Annotated in this window: 15 protein-coding genes; 3 read left to right on the plus strand and 12 right to left on the minus strand. The window is 59.5% G+C overall.

What is annotated here, in order from left to right:
* Positions 1–102 precede the first annotated feature (102 nt).
* The gene (locus ACW9HW_RS22245; protein WP_457401772.1) at positions 103–732 is read left to right on the plus strand and encodes a class I SAM-dependent methyltransferase; all 630 of its coding nucleotides are present in this window, start codon (positions 103–105) and stop codon (positions 730–732) included.
* Between the two features lie 139 nt (positions 733–871).
* On the opposite strand, the gene ACW9HW_RS22250 is transcribed toward ACW9HW_RS22245, so the two are convergent.
* The 3 genes from ACW9HW_RS22250 to ACW9HW_RS22260 are packed head-to-tail and all read right to left on the minus strand — an operon-like array spanning position 872 to position 6,077.
* Positions 872–3,913 carry an efflux RND transporter permease subunit gene (locus ACW9HW_RS22250; RefSeq protein ID WP_457401773.1) on the minus strand — a complete coding sequence of 1,014 codons (3,042 nt, stop codon included), beginning with the start codon at positions 3,911–3,913 and terminating at the stop codon, positions 872–874.
* On the minus strand, positions 3,910–4,977 hold the full coding sequence (locus ACW9HW_RS22255) for an efflux RND transporter periplasmic adaptor subunit (protein ID WP_457401774.1): 1,068 nt from the start codon (positions 4,975–4,977) through the stop codon (positions 3,910–3,912). The genes ACW9HW_RS22250 and ACW9HW_RS22255 overlap by 4 nt, the downstream gene beginning before the upstream one ends.
* Positions 4,974–6,077, minus strand: coding sequence for an efflux RND transporter periplasmic adaptor subunit (locus ACW9HW_RS22260; RefSeq protein WP_457401775.1), 1,104 nt, complete (start codon positions 6,075–6,077; stop codon positions 4,974–4,976). The genes ACW9HW_RS22255 and ACW9HW_RS22260 overlap by 4 nt, the downstream gene beginning before the upstream one ends.
* Before the next feature lie 182 nt (positions 6,078–6,259).
* Between ACW9HW_RS22260 and ACW9HW_RS22265 the strand changes: the two genes are divergently transcribed.
* Positions 6,260–7,420 (plus strand): AAA family ATPase, encoded by a 1,161-nt coding sequence (locus ACW9HW_RS22265; RefSeq protein WP_095192410.1) that lies wholly within the window; start codon positions 6,260–6,262, stop codon positions 7,418–7,420.
* A gap of 12 nt (positions 7,421–7,432) precedes the next feature.
* Here ACW9HW_RS22265 and ACW9HW_RS22270 read toward each other — a convergent pair whose 3' ends face one another.
* From ACW9HW_RS22270 to ACW9HW_RS22310, 9 genes are all read right to left on the minus strand, one after another.
* Positions 7,433–8,572 (minus strand): RHS repeat-associated core domain-containing protein, encoded by a 1,140-nt coding sequence (locus ACW9HW_RS22270; RefSeq protein WP_457401776.1) that lies wholly within the window; start codon positions 8,570–8,572, stop codon positions 7,433–7,435.
* A 289-nt stretch (positions 8,573–8,861) separates the two neighbouring features.
* Positions 8,862–9,743, minus strand: coding sequence for a transporter substrate-binding domain-containing protein (locus tag ACW9HW_RS22275; protein WP_095192412.1), 882 nt, complete (start codon positions 9,741–9,743; stop codon positions 8,862–8,864).
* Positions 9,740–10,522, minus strand: coding sequence for an amino acid ABC transporter ATP-binding protein (locus tag ACW9HW_RS22280; RefSeq protein ID WP_095192413.1), 783 nt, complete (start codon positions 10,520–10,522; stop codon positions 9,740–9,742). Before ACW9HW_RS22280 ends, ACW9HW_RS22275 begins: the two co-directional genes overlap by 4 nt.
* Positions 10,519–11,178: an amino acid ABC transporter permease gene (locus tag ACW9HW_RS22285; protein ID WP_095192414.1), complete on the minus strand. Its 660-nt coding sequence runs from the start codon at positions 11,176–11,178 to the stop codon at positions 10,519–10,521. Before ACW9HW_RS22285 ends, ACW9HW_RS22280 begins: the two co-directional genes overlap by 4 nt.
* Positions 11,159–11,824, minus strand: coding sequence for an amino acid ABC transporter permease (locus ACW9HW_RS22290; RefSeq protein WP_095192415.1), 666 nt, complete (start codon positions 11,822–11,824; stop codon positions 11,159–11,161). The genes ACW9HW_RS22285 and ACW9HW_RS22290 overlap by 20 nt, the downstream gene beginning before the upstream one ends.
* Positions 11,825–12,440: 616 nt before the next feature.
* Entirely contained in the window at positions 12,441–13,223 is a 783-nt protein-coding gene (locus ACW9HW_RS22295) for a MetQ/NlpA family ABC transporter substrate-binding protein (RefSeq protein WP_095192416.1), read from the minus strand.
* Positions 13,224–13,495: 272 nt separating this feature from the next.
* The gene (locus ACW9HW_RS22300) at positions 13,496–14,419 is read right to left on the minus strand and encodes a sigma 54-interacting transcriptional regulator (RefSeq protein WP_457401777.1); all 924 of its coding nucleotides are present in this window, start codon (positions 14,417–14,419) and stop codon (positions 13,496–13,498) included.
* 56 nt (positions 14,420–14,475) lie between these two features.
* The gene (locus tag ACW9HW_RS22305; protein ID WP_457401779.1) at positions 14,476–15,057 is read right to left on the minus strand and encodes an alpha/beta hydrolase; all 582 of its coding nucleotides are present in this window, start codon (positions 15,055–15,057) and stop codon (positions 14,476–14,478) included.
* Positions 15,058–15,552: 495 nt separating this feature from the next.
* Positions 15,553–16,626, minus strand: coding sequence for a fatty acid desaturase (locus tag ACW9HW_RS22310; protein WP_457401780.1), 1,074 nt, complete (start codon positions 16,624–16,626; stop codon positions 15,553–15,555).
* A gap of 100 nt (positions 16,627–16,726) precedes the next feature.
* Here ACW9HW_RS22310 and ACW9HW_RS22315 point away from each other — a divergent pair, with 100 nt between their 5' ends.
* A complete protein-coding gene (locus tag ACW9HW_RS22315) occupies positions 16,727–17,731 on the plus strand; it encodes an AraC family transcriptional regulator (RefSeq protein ID WP_095192420.1) in 1,005 nt (334 codons plus the stop codon).
* The last annotated feature ends 85 nt before the right edge of the window (positions 17,732–17,816 follow it).

The raw sequence follows: 17,816 nt of genomic DNA on the forward strand, positions 1-17,816 counted from the left end.
ACGCGGTCTAATGTGGGAGCGAGCCTGCTCGCGAATGGCTGCGCAGCAGCCCCGAACCTGATGGCGTATATTCGGCAGATATCAATCGCCTGTGCAGCCACCATGAAACAGACCCCCACCGACCTCCAACAGATCACCGCCACCACCTTGGCCCATTACAACTCGGTAGCCGAGGGTTTTCGTGAAGGGACGCGTGATCACGATGTCAGCCAGAACATCGATGCGTTGTTGCGACATATTCAGGGCGAGGCGCCGTTCGATATTCTCGATTTCGGCTGTGGGCCGGGACGTGACTTGCAGACCTTCACCCGCATGGGCCACAAGGCTGTCGGGCTCGATGGTTCGGAAAAACTCGCGCAGATGGCCCGCGAGGACAGCGGGTGCGAGGTCTGGCAGCAGGACTTTTTGAAACTCGATCTACCAGCCGAACGCTTCGATGGGATCTTTGCCAATGCGGTGTTGTTTCACGTCCCGCGTCAGGAGTTGCCGAGGGTGTTGAAGGAACTGCGGGCGACATTGAAACCCGGCGGTGTGTTGTTCAGTTCCAATCCACGTGGCGAGAATCAGGAAGGCTGGAACGGGCCGCGTTATGGGGCCTATCACGACCTCGCGGCGTGGCAGCACTTGCTCACCGAGGCGGGATTTGTGGAGCTGGAGCATTACTACCGGCCGGCGGGGTTGCCGCGCGAGCAGCAGCCTTGGTTGGCGAGTGTTTGGCGTAAACCTGCGTAATCTGTCAGGACGCCTTCGCGAGCAGGCTCGCTCCCACAATGGATCTCGGCGTACACAAATTTCATATCCACCAAAGATCAACTGTGGGAGCGAGCCTGCTCGCGAATAGAGCGCGAAGCGCTCGCCTTTATGCAATCTCTTACTTCGGTTCGCGGATCTTGTACCAGGCCACATACAGCGCCGGCAGAAACAGCAGCGTCAGCAAGGTGGCAATGATAATGCCGCCAATCATCGCGTAAGCCATCGGACCCCAGAACACTTCCCGGGCAATCGGAATCATGCCCAGACTCGCCGCCGCCGCAGTCAGCAGGATCGGGCGACGGCGGTGTTCCGTCGCCTCCATCACCGCATCCCACTGCGAATACCCTTCGCTGACGAACGCATCGATCTGGGTTACCAGAATCACCGAGTTGCGGATGATGATGCCGATCAGCGCCAGGATCCCCAGAATCGCCACGAAGCCCATCGGCGTTCCGCTCGGCACCAGCGCCAGCACCACACCGATCAAGCCCAGTGGCGCGACGCTGGCCACCAGAAACAGCTTCTGCACGCTGTGCAACTGAATCATCAGGAAGGTTGCCATTAAAAACAGCATCAACGGCACGACCTTGGCAATCGGCCCCTGGGCCTTGCCGCTTTCCTCCACCGTACCGCCGGTGGCGACCTTGTAGCCCACCGGCAAACTCGCGGCGAATTTGTCGATGTCCGGTTTGAGCACGGTCACCAGGTCCGTGGGTTGAATGTCGCCGAGCAGCGTGGCCTTGATGGTAATCGTCGGTTTGCGGTCACGGCGCCACACCAGCGGCTGCTCCAATTCGTAACGCACGGTGGCGAATGCCAGCAGCGGAATCGAGGTACCGCCCGGCGTGACGATTTGCAGGTTTTGCAAGGTTTCCGGTGAGCCCCGCTCGGTGTCCACCGCACGGCCGACCACGTTGATCAGGTAAATATCATCGTCAACTTGCGTCACCGTCGAGCCGCTGACGATGCTGTTCATCAGGTTCGCCACGTCCTCGGACGACAGGCCGAGCTGGCGTGCCTTGTCCTGGGCGATATCGATGCGCAAGACCTTGCCCGGCTCGTTCCAGTCGAAAATGATCTCGCCGATGTGCGGGCTCTTGTCCAGCTCGCTGGCCAGATCGATGGCGTGTTTGCGTACCTGATCGATGTCTTTGCCGCTGACCCGGTACTGAATCGGCCGCCCGACCGGCGGGCCCATTTCCAGCGCCTGCACGTAGCTGCCGATACCGACGAAATCCTTGCGCAGGCGTTCGCGCAGGCGGTCGCTGAGCACTTTTCGCGCCTCGAAACTCTTGCTGACGATCACCAGTTGCGCGTAGTACGGGTTCTGCAATTGCTGGTCGAGGGGCAGGTAGAAACGGATCGCGCCCTGGCCTATGTAGGTGCTCCAGCGCACGATGTCCGGGTCGCCCTTGAGCGTGGCTTCGAGCTTGTCCACCGCTTTGCGGGTTTCCTCGATGGAGGCGTTTTGCGGCAGGTTCAGATCCAGCAGGATTTCCGGGCGGTCCGAGGACGGGAAAAACTGGTTCTGCACAAAACGCATGCCCACCACCGACAGCAAGAACAGCAGCACGGTGATGCCGATGGCCCACCAACGGTTGCGCATGCTCCACAGCAAGCCCCCATTGAACGCTCGCCCGATACGCCCCGGCTCTGCCGAGTGGGGCTTCACCTTAGTGCTGAGGATGTGCACGCCGATCACCGGGGCGAACAGCACCGCGACAATCCATGAGACGAGCATCGCCACGGCGATCACCGCGAACAAGGTGAAGGTGTACTCGCCGGCCGAGCTGGCATTGAGGCCGATCGGAACGAAACCGGTGACCGTCACGAGGGTCCCGGTGAGCATCGGGAAAGCGGTCGAGGTGTAGGCGAACGTCGCCGCCTGTTCCTTGGTATCGCCCAACTCCAGGCGCGAGACCATCATCTCGACGGTGATCATCGCATCGTCCACCAACAGACCCAGGGCAATGATCAACGCACCGAGGGAAATCCGCTGCATGGTGATGCCGCTGTATTCCATGAACACGAACACCATCGCCAGCACCAGCGGGATCGAACACGCCACCACCAACCCGGCGCGCACACCGAGGCTGACGAAACTGACCACCAGCACGATCACCACCGCTTCGAACAACGCGCTGGTGAAGCCGCCGACCGCCTCCTCCACCACCTGGGCCTGGTCGGAAACGGTGTGCACTCCGACGCCGACGGGCAAGTCGGCGGTCAGGTCGATCATGCGTTGGTGCAACGCCTTGCCGAAGACCTGAATGTTGCCGCCCTTCTGCATGGCGATGGCCAGGCCGATGGCCTGCTGCCCGTTGTAGCGAAACTCCGGGCTCATCGGATCGACGTAGCCACGCCGGATGTCAGCGACGTCGGCCAGTCGATAGAACCGGTCATTGAGCCGCAGGTTGACGTTGGCCAGGTCTTTTTCGGACGCGAACTGCCCGGACGTGCGCACGGAAATCCGCTCGGGTCCCGCCTCGATCACCCCAGCCGGGGTCACGGCGTTCTGGGCTTGCAGGCTCTGCAATACCTGGCGTTCATCAATGCCCAGCGCCGCCAGTTTGCGCGTGGAGAAATTCAGGTAAAGGACCTCGTCCTGCTGACCGACCATCTCGATCTTGCCCAGCCCCGGCACATCGCGGATTTCGGCGCGGGCCTGCTCGACATAGTCACGCAACTGGCGCATCGACAACCCATCGGCCGTGAAGGCGTAGACCGAGCCGAACACATCACCGAACTCGTCGTTGAAAGACGGTCCCTGAATACCCTGGGGAAACTGGCCTTTGATGTCGCCGATTTTCTTGCGCACCTGGTACCAGATTTCCGGAATGTCCTTGGCCTTGGTGGTGTCGCGCAGGTTCACGTAGACCGTGGATTCGCCGGGGCGGGTATAGCTTTTCACATAGTCGAGGGAGTCGAGTTCTTCGAGTTTTTTCTCGATGCGGTCGGTGATCTGCTTGAGGGTTTCTTCCTGGGTCGCACCGGGCCAGCGGCTCTGGATCACCATGGTTTTGATGGTGAACGAAGGATCTTCCTCGCGGCCCAGGTTCATGTACGAGAACACGCCCATCAGCAGGCCGACGAACATCAGGTACCAGACGAACGACTGATGCTTGAGCGCCCATTCGGATAAGTTGAAACTCCCTTTCATTGTGGGCTGTCCTCATCGACTTTCACTTTTTGCCCCGGTTTGAGGCTGTTCACACCGGCCGTGACGACACGCTCGCCGTTCTTCACACCGCCGGCCAGCACGACGCTGCCGTCGGTGCGACTGATGAGGCTGACGTCCCGGGGGGACACGGTTTGCGTCTGCGGATCGACGACCCAGATACGGGCCTTGCCTTCGACCTCCTGCAGCACGCTCACAGGCAGCTCGATTCGGGGTTTGACCGTAGAGCTCAAGGTCACGCTGATCGCCGTACCCAGACGAAACGCAGGCGGTGTCTCGGACAGGGTCAGACGCGCGCGCCGGGTGCGGGTCGTGCTTTCGGCCTGGGGCTCGATTTCCCGCACGATGGCCGTGGTGCTGATTTCCGGGTTCAATTGCGAGGCGACCTGGAACACCACATCCTTGGGCAATTGGTCGATCAAGGTGTCCGGCAGATCAATCACCGCTTCCTTGATGTCCGGTTGTGCCAGGGTCACGACCTGCTGGCCAGCGGTGACGACTTGCCCGGCCTCGGCACTCCACGCGGTGACCACCGCCTTGTGGTCGGCACGTAATTCAACGTAGTTGAGCTGATCCTTGGCCTGATTGACCGCAGCCCGGGCCTGATCAAGCGACGCCTGGGTGGTTTTCAGATCGGTTTGCGCGGAGTCGAGCTGTGCCTGCGAGCCCACGCCACGATCAAACAGATCCTGCTGTCGCCGCGCGGTGGCCTGGGCGTTGATGAATTGCGCCTGGATGCTCGCCAGATCACCCTCGGCCGACCGCAACTGGTTCTGCTGGTCGGTGGGATCGAGCGAGGCGAGCAAGGCGCCTTTTTCAACCTCCGCCCCGACGTCGACACTGCGACTGGCAATGCGTCCGGGCACCCGGAAGCCGACATTGCTTTCGTAACGGGCCTGGATGTTGCCGGCAAAACGCCCGAGGGTTTCTTCACCCAGTGCCTGCACCTTGATCGACAGTACCGGACGCACCGGCTCCGGCGACGGTTCTTCTTTCGAGCAAGCCACCAGCATCACGCTGGCCAACACCCACAAGAGAGGCTTCATGGCTTAGCCTCCGTGGCCAGGTCCTTGTAGGTGTTTTCGGCGACTTCCACCGTCACACCGGGGTGCAGCAACTGGCCACCGGCGATGACGACTTTTTCGCCACCGTTCAGACCGGCGCTGATGATGACTTTACCGGTCAGGTAGCGGCCGACGGTGACCGGGTGCAATTGCGCCTTGCCCCCCGCGTCCACCAGCCACACCGCCGGTTCGTTGACTTTTTTGGTCAGCGCCGACCATGGCAATTCAACCGCGGCTTTGCCACGGGTGGTGCCGGTAGCGCTCACCACCGAGCCCAGTTGCATGCCTTGCGGCAGGCTGTCGAGGGTGACCTTGACCTGCACCGTGCCCGTCTGCTCGGAGACTGCCGGGGTGATTTCGCGTACGGTGCCGGTGGTTTTGATCGCTGGGTTATCGAGCAGGCTGACCACCACCGTTCGGTCTGTCGGAGGTTCGATCAGCAGCGACTCGTAGACGTTGAACACTGCGTCGCGCTCACCGTCCTGGGCCAGACTGTAGATCGGCACCGTAGCCTGTACCACCTGGCCGACCTCGGCCTGACGCGCCGTGATCACACCCGGCGCATCGGATATCAACGCGGTATAGCTCAATTGTTCGCGGGCATTGGCCAACTGCGCCTGGGCCGCCGCCAACGAACTCTGGCTGCTACGCAACGCCGCTTGTGCCGAGTCATATTCGCTTTGGCTGGTGTAGCCCTTGGGCAGCAGTTTTTGCTGACGCACAAACGACGCGGCGTTCTGTTTGACCTTGGCCTGCTCGGCGACGACCTGGGCCTGGGCTGAATCGACACTGGTTTGCAGGTCTTTGGGATCAAGCCGGGCGAGTACCTGTTTGGCGGCAATCCGGTCTCCGACATCGACCGTGCGCTGGATGATCTTGCCGCCGACGCGGAACGACAGCTCGGTCTGCACCCGTGCCTGCACATCGCCGGTCAAGGTTACACTGGCGGCGTAATCGGCTGGCTTCACCTCTTGCACGAACACCCGTGGCCGGTCCTTTTCGACGGGTTTCTCTTCACTGCAAGCGCTCAGCAAGGCCAACAGGCTCAGGCCAAGCGCCATCTTCAATCCGGGACCAGCCATGCAGACTCCTTTGCGTTGTACGGGCGTGCCATTGACGATACGACTGTCAGCTTAGAACACGGTTTCACCTTCGCCCGCGCTGATCGGAATTTCCTCCTACAGCAATTGGTGAAGAGTCCTACATTGTAATTTTTCATACACGATTATCGTGATGCCGTTTCCGGGTCCCAGAGAACGTTTTCATGCTCAACACACTGGCAGTGGCCAATTACCGCTCCATCAACAAACTGGTGATCCCGCTGGGTCGGCTGAACCTGATTACCGGCCCCAACGGCAGCGGCAAATCCAATCTCTACCGGGCACTGCGCCTGCTGGCGGAAACCGCTCAGGGCGGGGTGGTCAATGCGCTGGCCCGCGAGGGCGGGCTGGATTCGACCTTTTGGGCCGGTCCGGAAAACATCTCGCGACGCATGCGAAATGGCGAAGTGCCGATCGAGTCGACCGTACGACACGGCCCCAAACGCCTGCGCCTGGGGTTCGCCGGTGATGATTTCAGCTATTCGATTGCCCTCGGATTGCCCGAGCCGAGCCAGTCTGCGTTCTCCCTGGACCCGGAAATCAAAAAGGAATGCATCTGGTCCGGCCCTTTCTACCGCCCGGCCAGCTTGCTGGTGGATCGCGACGGCCCGATGATCCGCGCCCGGGCCAGCCGTAGCTGGGACGTGTTGGCTCAACACACACCGAATTTCGACAGCCTGTTCGACCAGGTCGGCAGCCTGCGGGCTTCGCCGGAAGTGCTGCAGATGCGCGAATTCATCCGTCGCTGGCGCTTCTATGATCACTTTCGCAGCGACGCCGATGCGCCGGTGCGCCAACCGCAACTGGGCACCCGCACCCCGGTACTGCATCACGACGGCAGAGATCTGGCGGCGGCGTTGCAGACCATCATCGAAATCGGTGACCCCGTGGCGTTGCAAAACGCAATCAGCGACGCGTTTCCCGGTGCACGACTGCATATCCAGCCGCTGGCCGGCGGACGCTTTGCCATTGAGTTTTACCAGGAAGGTTTGCTGCGGCCGTTGTCGGCAGCCGAGTTGTCGGACGGGACGTTGCGTTACTTGTTACTGGTGGCGGCGCTGTTGACGCCAAGGCCGCCGACTTTGATGGTGCTGAACGAACCGGAAACCAGCCTGCATCCGGACCTGCTGCCAGCGCTGGCGAGGCTGATTATCCGCGCGTCGGAGCAGTGTCAGGTGTGGGTGGTATCCCATGCGCGGCGATTGATTTCGGCACTGCAAGAGGACCCGGAATGCAATTGCATCGTACTGGAAAAAAACTTCGGGCAAACCGGGATTGTCGGGCAGCGGATGCTGGATGAGCCAGCGTGGTATTGGCCGGATTGAGGCTCAGGACCATCACGATTTTCGAATGTCGTTACTACGCCTGGCCACCAATCGGTTCCGGCTGGCAGGAGGCGTAGCAGAGTCAAAGGACATTTCATCATAAGTTCGCTTGACCCTTTGAGTAGGGAGCACTAAATCGGAAGACAGTGAGATTGACGTTGGGGCTGAAGGTTTAGGGGTAACGGGCGTCGTAGACGGAGCTAACGGCAATTTTGCCTGAGGATTTTTATACGGTCCTTGTTTTAACCCGCTGTAGGCATCCTTCACTGCTTCGGCCCTGTTCATCTTGTAAGCACGAAAGTTGTAAGACACTGAAGTACCTGAAGCAGCAAAAGACAACACGCTCAAAGCAGCCATTGAGATGAGCAGAGGATCCAGAGCAGAACTATCCGAATCCGTGACCGCCATGGTGGATCTCACCGTCCCCACCGCGCCTCCGATCAACCCCGTCACAGCCCCCGCCATACCTGCATACCTGGCTTTTTTCGAGAGTGGTGCAGAGACTGGATAACTTCTGATTTTTGCTTCTTTGAAAGAGAGCCCTGACGAGAAAAACCCGACCCCGCCCGAAACAAGACTCAGGACAGACAATCCAAGGAACAGCCAGGGTTGCCAGTCTTTCGCGGCTGCTCGGCCCGTCGGATCGCTGAAATTCACCGGATCTCCCTGACAATACGCGTATGGATTCAACCCGCCCCGACCAAACGGACTCAACCTGTCTGGGCGGTTGAAGCGCATCAGCACGGGGTTGAATGCCCGATGACCTTTGCCCAATAGATAATGCCCGGTGACCGGATCGACCGCCTCGCCGTTGTAACCCAGCAAACTGCCAGGTTCGCTCTCCGCCCGTCGATGACCGTAGGCTGTATAAACCTGACGCACCGATCCACCCGGCCCGGTGACCTGCAACACGGAGCGCTGCTGATTGGTGGTCAGCAGTTCAGTATTGAACACATCGCCCTGACATGATCGCAGTGCCAGCAGTTGCTTGTCGTGCAGGAACACACTCTGGCTGGCCTGACCTTGCAGCTCGGTCGTCAGATGCTCATGACGATAAAATCGTTGCAGTTTTTCCTGTCCTGCCGGCTCACGCAAGATCAGTTGGTCCAGAGCGTCATAGCGATAGCGGCACAATTCTGTTTTCAGCATCATGAACACCTCCTTTCGATGCATTGAGCTTGCACTGCCCGAAGGATCAGGACACCTATCAGAACTGCTAGTCATGCATGGGAAATGGTTTCGCCAGTTCGCCATGGCGCGCTGTTGACGCCCAGGCCGCCGACATTGAGGGTGCTGGATGAGCCGGCGTGGTATTGGCCGGATTAAGCGGAGTCTGAAAAAGCTTCGCGAGCAGGCTCGCTCCCACATTTGAAATGCATTCCAATGTGGGAGCGAGCCTGCAAGCGAAGGTGGCGGCAAGATCACTGCAGAAGTTAGTGAATCACCCCTGCCACTTCCCACCCTCGACAATCACACTCTCAGGCTTGGTGTCATCACTCAGTTCCTTGCGCACATACTGGTCGTACAGCTTGAGCAGATACTTCTCCTCGCCCAGCTTCGCCAACTCGGCATTGACCCAGTCGCGCAGTTCAATGTTGCCCTTCTTCACCGCTGGCGCAATCGGTGCTTCGGCCCCGAGTTTCTGCTCAAGCACACGGTAGCCAGGGTTCTGCTTGGCCCAGCTGAACAGCACCAGATTGTCTTGCGCGTAGGCATCGCCGCGACCATTGGCCAGGGCTTGCAGGGACTCGGAATTTTTCTCGAACTTCAGCAGTTTCCAGTCCGGGTGATTCTTCGTCAGCCAGATGTCGGCGGTGGTGCCGGTGGTGACGATGGTGGTGCGGGTCGCCAGGTCATCGAGGTTTTTCACCGCGCTGTCCTGAGGTACCAAAGCCTGCACCGCGACCTTCAGGTTGGGGTTGGTGAAGTCCACCGCTTCCTTGCGCTCCGGGGTGACGGTCATGTTGGCCAGGATCAGATCGACCTTATCGCTTTGCAGGAACGGAATCCGGCTCGCCGGCTCCACGGCAACAAACTCGACCTTGTTTTCATCGCCCAGCAGATCCTTGGCGAATTGCCGGCCGATGTCGGTATCGAAGCCCACGTAGCGCCCGGCCTCATCGACGAACCCGAACGGCGGTTTGTCGGTAAACACGCCCACGATCAGTTTGTCCCGCGCCTTGATCTTTTCCAGGTAACCGCTCGGCGCGGTGCTCTCGCTGGCGACTTTCGGTTTCGGCGGTTCTTCGGTTTTGTTGCAGCCGGCCAGCAGCGCCAGGCTCAGCAGTGGAAGAAGCAAGAGTGAAGACTTGGCAGTTTTCATGGCAGTTCCAGTTCCTTTGTTTGAGTCGTTACAGGTAGTGCGGCGACGTAGGAGAACTTCTCCAGGAACTGCTGCGCTCGTGCGGTTTGCGGATTCGTAAAGAAAATCTCGGGACGGTTTTGCTCAAGGATGCGCCCGGCATCCATGAACACAATGCGATCGGCCACGGCGCGGGCGAAGGCCATTTCGTGGGTGACGATCAACAGGGTCATGCCCTCGCGGGCCAGGCCCTGAATGACTTCCAGCACTTCCTTGACCATCTCGGGATCAAGGGCGGCGGTGACTTCATCGAAGAGCATGACCTTGGGGTTCATGCACAGCGAACGGACAATGGCGATGCGTTGTTGCTGGCCACCAGAGAGTTGTCGTGGGAAAGCATCACGCTTGTCCGCCAGCCCCACACGCTCGAGCAAGGCTTGCGCCTGGGCACGGGCTTCGCAGCGGTCGCGCTTCTGTACCTTGAGCGGCCCGAGCAACAGGTTGTCGAGCACGCTCATGTGCGGAAACAAGTGATAACTCTGGAACACCATGCCGATTTGCTGCCGCACTTCACGCCAGTCGGTGGCCTTGTCCAGCAGTTCACGACCGACAAATGTCAGGCTGCCGCTGTGGGCGGCTTCCAACCCATTGAGGCAACGCAGCAGGGTGCTTTTGCCACAGCCGCTGGGACCGAGGATGACGATGACCTCACCCGATTTCACGCTCAGGTCGATGCCGTTGAGTACCTGCTGTTCGCCGAAGAATTTGTTGAAACCCTTGAACTCGATCAATGCGCTCATGCTTGCGTCCAGCGCCGCTCCAGCACACGCGAGGCGGCCGACAACGGGTAGCAGATGAAAAAGAAAAACAGGAAAAGCGCGCCGTAGATCAGCACTGATTCGTAGGTGCGTTCGATGATTTGCTGGCCGACCTTGATCACATCCACCACACCGATCAGGACCGCCAGGGAGCTGGTCTTGATGATCCGCGTGTAAACGTTGATGGTCGGCGGCGTCATGCGTTTCAGCGCTTGGGGCAGCAACACGTAGCTGTAGAGTTGCGGGTTGCTCAGGCCGATCGACAGGCCCGCTTCACGCTGCCCTCGCGGTAACGAATGCAATGCCCCGCGCACCACTTCACCGACCTCGCTGGCGCCCCATAGCGACAGCACCAGCACCGCGCACCAGAAGCTGGGAATGCTCAGGCCAAAGAAGATCGGCAGGCCGAAGAACAGCAAATACAACCAGACCAGCACCGGGATCGCCCGAAACAGCTCCAGATAGACCCGCAGGATCGCGTTCAACCCCTTCACATCCAGCGTGCGCAAGACGCCATAGATCACACCGCCTACCGTGCTGATAGCGATGCTCAGGAACGATATCGACAGGGTTTGCAGTGCGCCCTTGCCCAGTTGCGGCAACGACACCCACAGCAATTCAAGACCCGAACTGGCCATGCTGGAGCCTCCTTTCCAGATGGCTGAGCAACAGCGACAGCGGCAAGAACAGCAGCACGCAAATCAGCGTCAGTACGGCAAGCATTTCGTAGGTTTTGTAATAGAGCGCGATGTAGCTCTTGGTGGTGTAGAGAATTTCCGGCACCGCCACCGCCGAGACCACGGTGGTTTCCTTGAGCAGGAAAATGAAATTGGCGAACAACGACGGCAGGCTGAGGATGCCGGCCTGCGGCAGAATCACGTAGCGCAGCAATTGCCCGTGCGAGAGGCCGATGGAGCGGCCGGATTCCAGTTGTGCCTGGGGCACGGCGTCCACGCCGGCGCGCAGCACCTCAGTGAGGTAGGCGCCGCCGAGGAAGGTCATGGTGATGATTGCCGCAGCGAAACCCGACACCTTGATGCCCAGTGCCGGCAAGGCGAAGTAGACGAAGAACAGTTGAATCAACAGCGGTGTGTTGCGCGCCAACTCGACATAGAGCCCGACCAGTCGCTGCAGGCAGGGCGTGCGAAACACCAGGATTGTCGCGTTGATCAGAGCCACCAGCAGCGACGTGCCAATGGCGATGAGTCCGACCTGCAGCGTCACGCCCACGGCCTTGAGGAAGGCCGGCAGGGTGCTTAGGATAAAAGCGTAATCGAAGTCCATTGAACATCCTGGACGCCGCTCGGTAAGCGACGGTGGCGCAGTCCATGGGCCATGGATAACAGCCCGGCAAGCACCAACTTTAAAGGTATAAAAAAAAGAATTTAAATACCGTTAAAGCATATTGATATCACGCAAAAAACTATCCCATGGATTTGCCGGGGCGGCGGAAGACGACTATTTTCCCTTGCGCCGTAGGAAGGATCTTTTTTTCAGACTCCCCCTCCAAGGACGGACCGCTTTTGGCCAGACTCCCCGGCCGAACCATCACAAGGAAGAGAACATGGCAGACGTGAAAGTGCCCCAACCGATGAATCCGCAAGACATCGTCAAGTTGCTGGTGGCGTTGCGCAGGGCGTTGAAGGCCAGGGTGGCCTGAATCTTTTGATTTTGTGGCGAGGGAGCTTGCTCCCGTTCGGCTGCGTAGCCGTCGCAAAAACATCCAGTGGGGTATACCTGACAGACCGCATGTGCAGGTTTCAGGGTCGCTTCGCAACCCAACGCGAGCAAGCTCGCTCGCCACAAGAACTCCCTTGTCACAGATGTGACGGACGCAAAAAACGCCGACGCTGTTGTTAGCCGTCGGCGTTGGAAACCTTGAAGGGGTTTACCTCGCGAATCAGAACGCCGGCAGTACCGCGCCGCTGTACTTCTTCTCGATGAATGCTTTCACTTCCGGACTGGTCAGGGCCTTGGCCAGTTTCTGGATGGCAACGCTGTCCTTGTTGTCTGGACGAGCGACCAGGAAGTTCACGTAAGGCGAATCCGCGCCTTCGATCACCAGCGCGTCTTTAGCCGGGTTCAGGCCTGCTTCCAGCGCGTAGTTGGTGTTGATCATGTCCAGGTCGACCTGATCCAGCACACGCGGCAGCATGGCGGACTCCAGTTCCTTGAACTTGAAGTTGTGCGGGTTCTTGGCGATGTCTTTCGGCGTTGCCAGAGCGTTTTTCGGGTCTTTCAACTCGATCAGGCCAGCCTTCTGCAGCAGGATCAGGGCACGGCCGCTGTTGCTGCCTTCGTTAGGGATGGCAATGGTCGCGCCATCCTTCAGCTCAGCCAGGGTTTTGACTTTCTTCGAGTAGCCGCCGAAGGGTTCAACGTGAACACCGATCACGGTTTCCAGGTGAGTGCCTTTGCCTTCGTTGAAGCTTTTCAGGTACGGCAGGGTCTGGAAGTAGTTGGCGTCCAGACGCTTCTGGTCGACCTGCACGTTCGGTTGAACGTAGTCGGTGAAGACTTTGATTTCCAGATCCACGCCTTCTTTGGCGAGGGTTGGCTTGATCAGTTCAAGAATTTCGGCGTGTGGAATCGGGGTCGCCGCGACCACCAGTTTCTCGCCGGCCTGGGCCAGACCCGTGGTCAGGGCAGCCGCCAGTGCGGTGAACAACAGAACCTTTTTCATGCAGTGTCCTTATCGAAAATCACAGTCGCTTGTGGCGACGGCTATTAATACAAGTGCCAGTAGTGTGCTATCGCTGGCGTGATGCGGACGATACCGGGATTTTTTATTCCCGAACAATATCTTTTATTCACTTTCATATTCCATTTTGTTCATACCGCTCTAGCCCGCACATTACCCTGTAGGAGCGAGCTTGCTCGGGATGAACGCAGGGACAACACGGGCATCCAGAAAACCCGCGTCATCGTTGACGACCATCGCGAGCAAGCTCGCTCCTACAGAAGGTCGGCGTCTTTAAGTAGTTGTTTCAAGGCTTCTTTCTCGGCATCGGAGGCGCTGCCGAGAATCTGCTTAAGCTGCTGCTCGATCTGCTTCAGGCCTTCATCCGGCAAATTCAGATGCTCCGGCAAAATTTCATCGCCCGTACTCACCAGCAACGCAAAGTGAATGACGTTTTCCAGCTCGCGGGTATTGCCCGGCCAACTGTGTCGTTCCAGCACGCGTTGCGCGGCCTCGCTGATCAGCGGCACCGGCAGGTCCAGCCGTTGGCTGTAGATGCCGAGAAAGTACTCTGCCAACGACAGGATATCGCCTACCCGGTCACGCAATGCCGGCAGCTCGAGCTGGCCTTCGCTGAGGTAGTGATAGAGCCGCTCATGGAATTTGCCGGCGGCCACAGCCTGGGCCAGGTCGATGCTGGTGGCGGCGACCAGACGCACATCCACCGGGCTCGGCTGGTGCGCACCGACACGGGTGACTTCGTGATTTTCCAGGGCGGCGAGCAATTTGATCTGAATGGGCAACGGCAAATCGCCGATCTCGTCCAGGTACAAGGTGCCGCCGTTGGCCGAGCCGAACCAGCCGGCACGGCTGCTGGCCGATCCGTTGAAGCTGCCGGCGGCATAACCGAACAATTCGGCGTCGGCGTAGGTCGGGCTGATCGCGCCGCAATTGACCGAAACGAATAAGCCACCGCGATCACTGGCGCGATGAATATGCCGCGCCAGCAATTCCTTGCCGGTGCCGGTTTCACCCCGGATCAGCACCGAGATCGAACGCGGTGCCAGTTGTTCCAGCTCCTGGCGCAATTGCCGCGAGCGCGGGTCGACGAACACCAGCGCCTTGGCGCGGATGCTCAGGGGACTTTTTTCGGCGTCGGGAAAGGTCAGCAGCGGCTGACCGAAGGTTTCAAAACTCATGGCAGACTCCCGCCCAAAACCGCCGGGAGACGGGGGCGTTTAAAAAGTTGAAAGTTTCAAGCGCGGCGCAGCGCGTGGTGTTCCATGCGGTTTTGCAGGCGATAGAGGTAGGCAAAGCCCTGCTCCCAGCGCTGGTGACCGGACTTCACATTGATGTGCCCGGCACCCGACAGAATCCCCGCTTCCGCCCCCCAGTTACGCGCCAGCTCCAGCGCCCGCGGTGCACTGACGGCGGCGTCGTTGTCGGAACTGACGACCTGGCTCGGAAACGGCAACAGGTCGGCAGGAATCGGCGCAAAGTTGCGCAGCGCCGGCGCGCAGGTCGGGCGCTCGACGTCTGCAGGTGCGACCAGCAAGGCGCCGCGAACCTGACGCAAAAACTGCAACGGTGCCGTCGCTGCCCAGTGCGCAACGGTGATGCAGCCCAGGCTATGGGCAATCAGGATCACCGGGGTACTGTCGGTGGCAATCGCCTCGGCAAGCGCCGCGACCCAGTCTTCACGTCGCGGTGTCAGCCAGTCGGCCTGCTCCACCCGTGCGCTGTTCGGCAGACTGTTCTGCCAATGGCTTTGCCAATGATCTTCTGGCGATCCTTGCCAGCCCGGCACAATCAGGTAGCGAATTGATTCGTTGCGCATGGGGAGCTCTCCTGCTGCGTGTCTGTTCCCGGTCGAGTATAGGGAGGAGAGTTATATTCGTTAAGGAATAAGAAGCTATTTATTAAGACTAATATCGAATATACGACATAACCATTGTGGGAGCGAGCCTGCTCGCGAAGGGGCCGTGTCAGTCAACATGGAAGATAACTGACAGGCCGCTTTCGCGAGCAAGCTCGCTCCCACAGGGGTTCGGTGTGGTTTTGCAGATGGAATAAAAAAGGGACCGCACCCTGCCAAGGAGACGGCCCCGGAAAACTCAAATTCTGTCAGCGCTGATCAACAACCCTGGCGCAGATGATTGGCGAAATCGGTTATCCAATAAAGGAATATTTAATTTCTTTAATAGACCCTAATTGCATAAGCAAATTCACCCCCACGGCAACCGCCCATCATCGTTGCTTGCGTCACACCGTAGCGTCCCTTTGGGTCAAATTGATGACGACGTCCACGCATCTGAGTTTCCGGGAACAATGATCAAACCTGAGCGGCACGCACCTGCTGCGGCTCTGCCGATTCCCCGCGCGCAAACCGGTTCGCCCGCCCGAACGTGCCGAAATCATTGAAACGCACACCCATCTCGCGCATCACCTTGTGCGCCACCGAAGCCGTCATCTGGCGGATGTAGAACGGTTCCTTGACCACGAAGTGATGAATCCCGTGGGTGCTGCCGAAGTTGAAGCAGAACGCCTGCAACGGCCACAGCCACCAGGGATTCAACACCTGTGTCTGTTGCATCACGTTGCCCGGTTCCACGTCACCGTAGTAGTGCATGTTCGAGCTGATGAAATGCAGGCAAAAGGTGCGTAATACGTTCGGGCCGATGATCACCACCGCGGCGATGTCGATGACCTGCATCACCGACAACGTGGTCGCCGACCATTCAATCGGCGCCCCCAGCCAATGGGCGATGCCATTGGCCGCGTGGAAACCGAGGAACACGTACCACGCGCCCCAATGCATCAGCGCCAACGGCGCGTAGACCGTCAACGTGCGCTTGATGATGCTGAATTTATGCGCCCGGGTTTTCGCCCGCAGCATGCGGATGAACGCCGACATCACGTTGTCGCCGACCATCAGCAGCCGGGCAATGCCCCAGGGTTCGCCGTTGGTGATCGCCCGCTCTTCCATGTCGGTTTCCGTGCCGGAGACCTTGTGATGGTTGAGGTGCAGATGACGGCGAATCCATGGGTTGATGGTGCTCGGGCGCGCCAGCCAGACCAGGCCCATCATCAGGTTGTGCGGCACCCGCTGCTTGCGAAAGTACATGCTGTGAATCAGGTCGTGTTCCAGTTCGTGGGTCAGCGAAGCAAAAAAACCGTTGAGCAACAGGCACGCCCACCACGCCAAATGCCCCGTCATGTAGAGCGCCGCCGAACCGATCATCCCGGCCAGCGCGAAGGCCAGAATGCCTGCTCCCAGGGCATCCTGGTGCTTGAGAATCGGGTAGCGCTCGCGCAATTGGACCCCCTTGGCCAGCACCACTTCACGAATATGCGCCGAGCGTTGAGCAACATTCAGTCGCTGGGGACTTGCAGAAGTACCGTGCATGCTTCCATCCTCTGGTTATTGATGTTCGCATCCTGCCCGCTGCATCCTCTCGTAGCGGTAGCCGTGAACGCCAACCTGTTGACCGGAAGCGCCAATCAGCATGACTGAACCGACCTCCCTCGCCAGCTGGACCCGCGCATTGCGCAAGCAGCTCGACGCCCTGGGCCTCGACAGCACGGCGTTGTGCCAGCAAGCCGGGCTCGACCCACAACTGATGGACGACCCGAACGCGCGCTACCCGTTGTCCGGCACCACACGCCTGTGGGAACTCGCAGTGCAGGTCAGCGGCGACCCGGCGATTGGTTTGCGCGTCTCACGGTTCGTCAGCCCCACCACGTTTCACGCCCTGGGTTATGCGCTAGTGGCCAGCGGCAGTTTGCGCGAGGTGTTCGAGCGCATCGTGCGTTATCACCAGGTGGTCAGTGATGCGCTGGAGCTGGAGCTGACCCGCGCTGAAGACCGCTACCACTTCCGCCTGAAAATCCCGCCGGGCAATCCCGCCCCGGCCTACGAAGCCATCGATGCCTTCACTGCGATTTACGTGCGCACTTGCCGCAATCGCCTGGGCCGCGACTATGCCCCGCTGGCGGTGTACCTGCGTCGCCCGGAACCGGCGGACGCGCACCAATGGCACAAGGTGTTCCGCTCACCGGTTTATTTTTCCACCGATGAAGACCGGTTGGAGTTCGCGCTGGCTGATTTCGACAGTCATCTGGACGACGCCAACCCGGAACTGGCCGAACACAATGAAACCGTACTCAAGCGCACCCTGGCGCAGCTCAAGCCGTTGACCTGGGAGCGCAAGGTACGCGATGCCATCGAAGAGCAATTGCCGGAAGGTGAACCCAGCGCCGAACACATCGCCAAGGCCTTGCATCTGAGCCTGCGCAGCTTGCAGCGGCACTTGGCTGACGAGGGATGTCGGTTCGATACGCTGCTCAACGAAAGCCGCGAAAACCTGGCGCTGTTGCACCTGCGCGATCCACAGGTGTCGTTGAGCGAGATCAGTTATCTGTTGGGGTTTGCCGATACCAGCAGTTTCAGCCGCGCTTTCAAACGCTGGACCGGGATGACACCGGGGCAGTTTCGGGATGGGTTGAGCTGAGGGATCAGGAGTTTGGGTTGCCTGGTCTGGCCTCTTCGCGAGCAGGCTCGCTCCCACAGGGTTCGGGTTCTCCACATCCACTGTG

Source organism: Pseudomonas sp. SDO5532_S415 (assembly GCF_054071155.1).

Excerpts from the sequence above, each read along its gene's own strand:
- ACW9HW_RS22245 (WP_457401772.1), top strand. The coding sequence starts at position 103 with ATGAAACAGACCCCCACCGACCTCCAACAGATCACCGCCACCACCTTG.
- ACW9HW_RS22250 (WP_457401773.1), bottom strand. The coding sequence starts at position 3,913 with ATGAAAGGGAGTTTCAACTTATCCGAATGGGCGCTCAAGCATCAGTCG.
- ACW9HW_RS22255 (WP_457401774.1), bottom strand. The coding sequence starts at position 4,977 with ATGAAGCCTCTCTTGTGGGTGTTGGCCAGCGTGATGCTGGTGGCTTGC.
- ACW9HW_RS22260 (WP_457401775.1), bottom strand. The coding sequence starts at position 6,077 with ATGGCTGGTCCCGGATTGAAGATGGCGCTTGGCCTGAGCCTGTTGGCC.
- ACW9HW_RS22265 (WP_095192410.1), top strand. The coding sequence starts at position 6,260 with ATGCTCAACACACTGGCAGTGGCCAATTACCGCTCCATCAACAAACTG.
- ACW9HW_RS22270 (WP_457401776.1), bottom strand. The coding sequence starts at position 8,572 with ATGATGCTGAAAACAGAATTGTGCCGCTATCGCTATGACGCTCTGGAC.
- ACW9HW_RS22275 (WP_095192412.1), bottom strand. The coding sequence starts at position 9,743 with ATGAAAACTGCCAAGTCTTCACTCTTGCTTCTTCCACTGCTGAGCCTG.
- ACW9HW_RS22280 (WP_095192413.1), bottom strand. The coding sequence starts at position 10,522 with ATGAGCGCATTGATCGAGTTCAAGGGTTTCAACAAATTCTTCGGCGAA.
- ACW9HW_RS22285 (WP_095192414.1), bottom strand. The coding sequence starts at position 11,178 with ATGGCCAGTTCGGGTCTTGAATTGCTGTGGGTGTCGTTGCCGCAACTG.
- ACW9HW_RS22290 (WP_095192415.1), bottom strand. The coding sequence starts at position 11,824 with ATGGACTTCGATTACGCTTTTATCCTAAGCACCCTGCCGGCCTTCCTC.
- ACW9HW_RS22295 (WP_095192416.1), bottom strand. The coding sequence starts at position 13,223 with ATGAAAAAGGTTCTGTTGTTCACCGCACTGGCGGCTGCCCTGACCACG.
- ACW9HW_RS22300 (WP_457401777.1), bottom strand. The coding sequence starts at position 14,419 with ATGAGTTTTGAAACCTTCGGTCAGCCGCTGCTGACCTTTCCCGACGCC.
- ACW9HW_RS22305 (WP_457401779.1), bottom strand. The coding sequence starts at position 15,057 with ATGCGCAACGAATCAATTCGCTACCTGATTGTGCCGGGCTGGCAAGGA.
- ACW9HW_RS22310 (WP_457401780.1), bottom strand. The coding sequence starts at position 16,626 with ATGCACGGTACTTCTGCAAGTCCCCAGCGACTGAATGTTGCTCAACGC.
- ACW9HW_RS22315 (WP_095192420.1), top strand. The coding sequence starts at position 16,727 with ATGACTGAACCGACCTCCCTCGCCAGCTGGACCCGCGCATTGCGCAAG.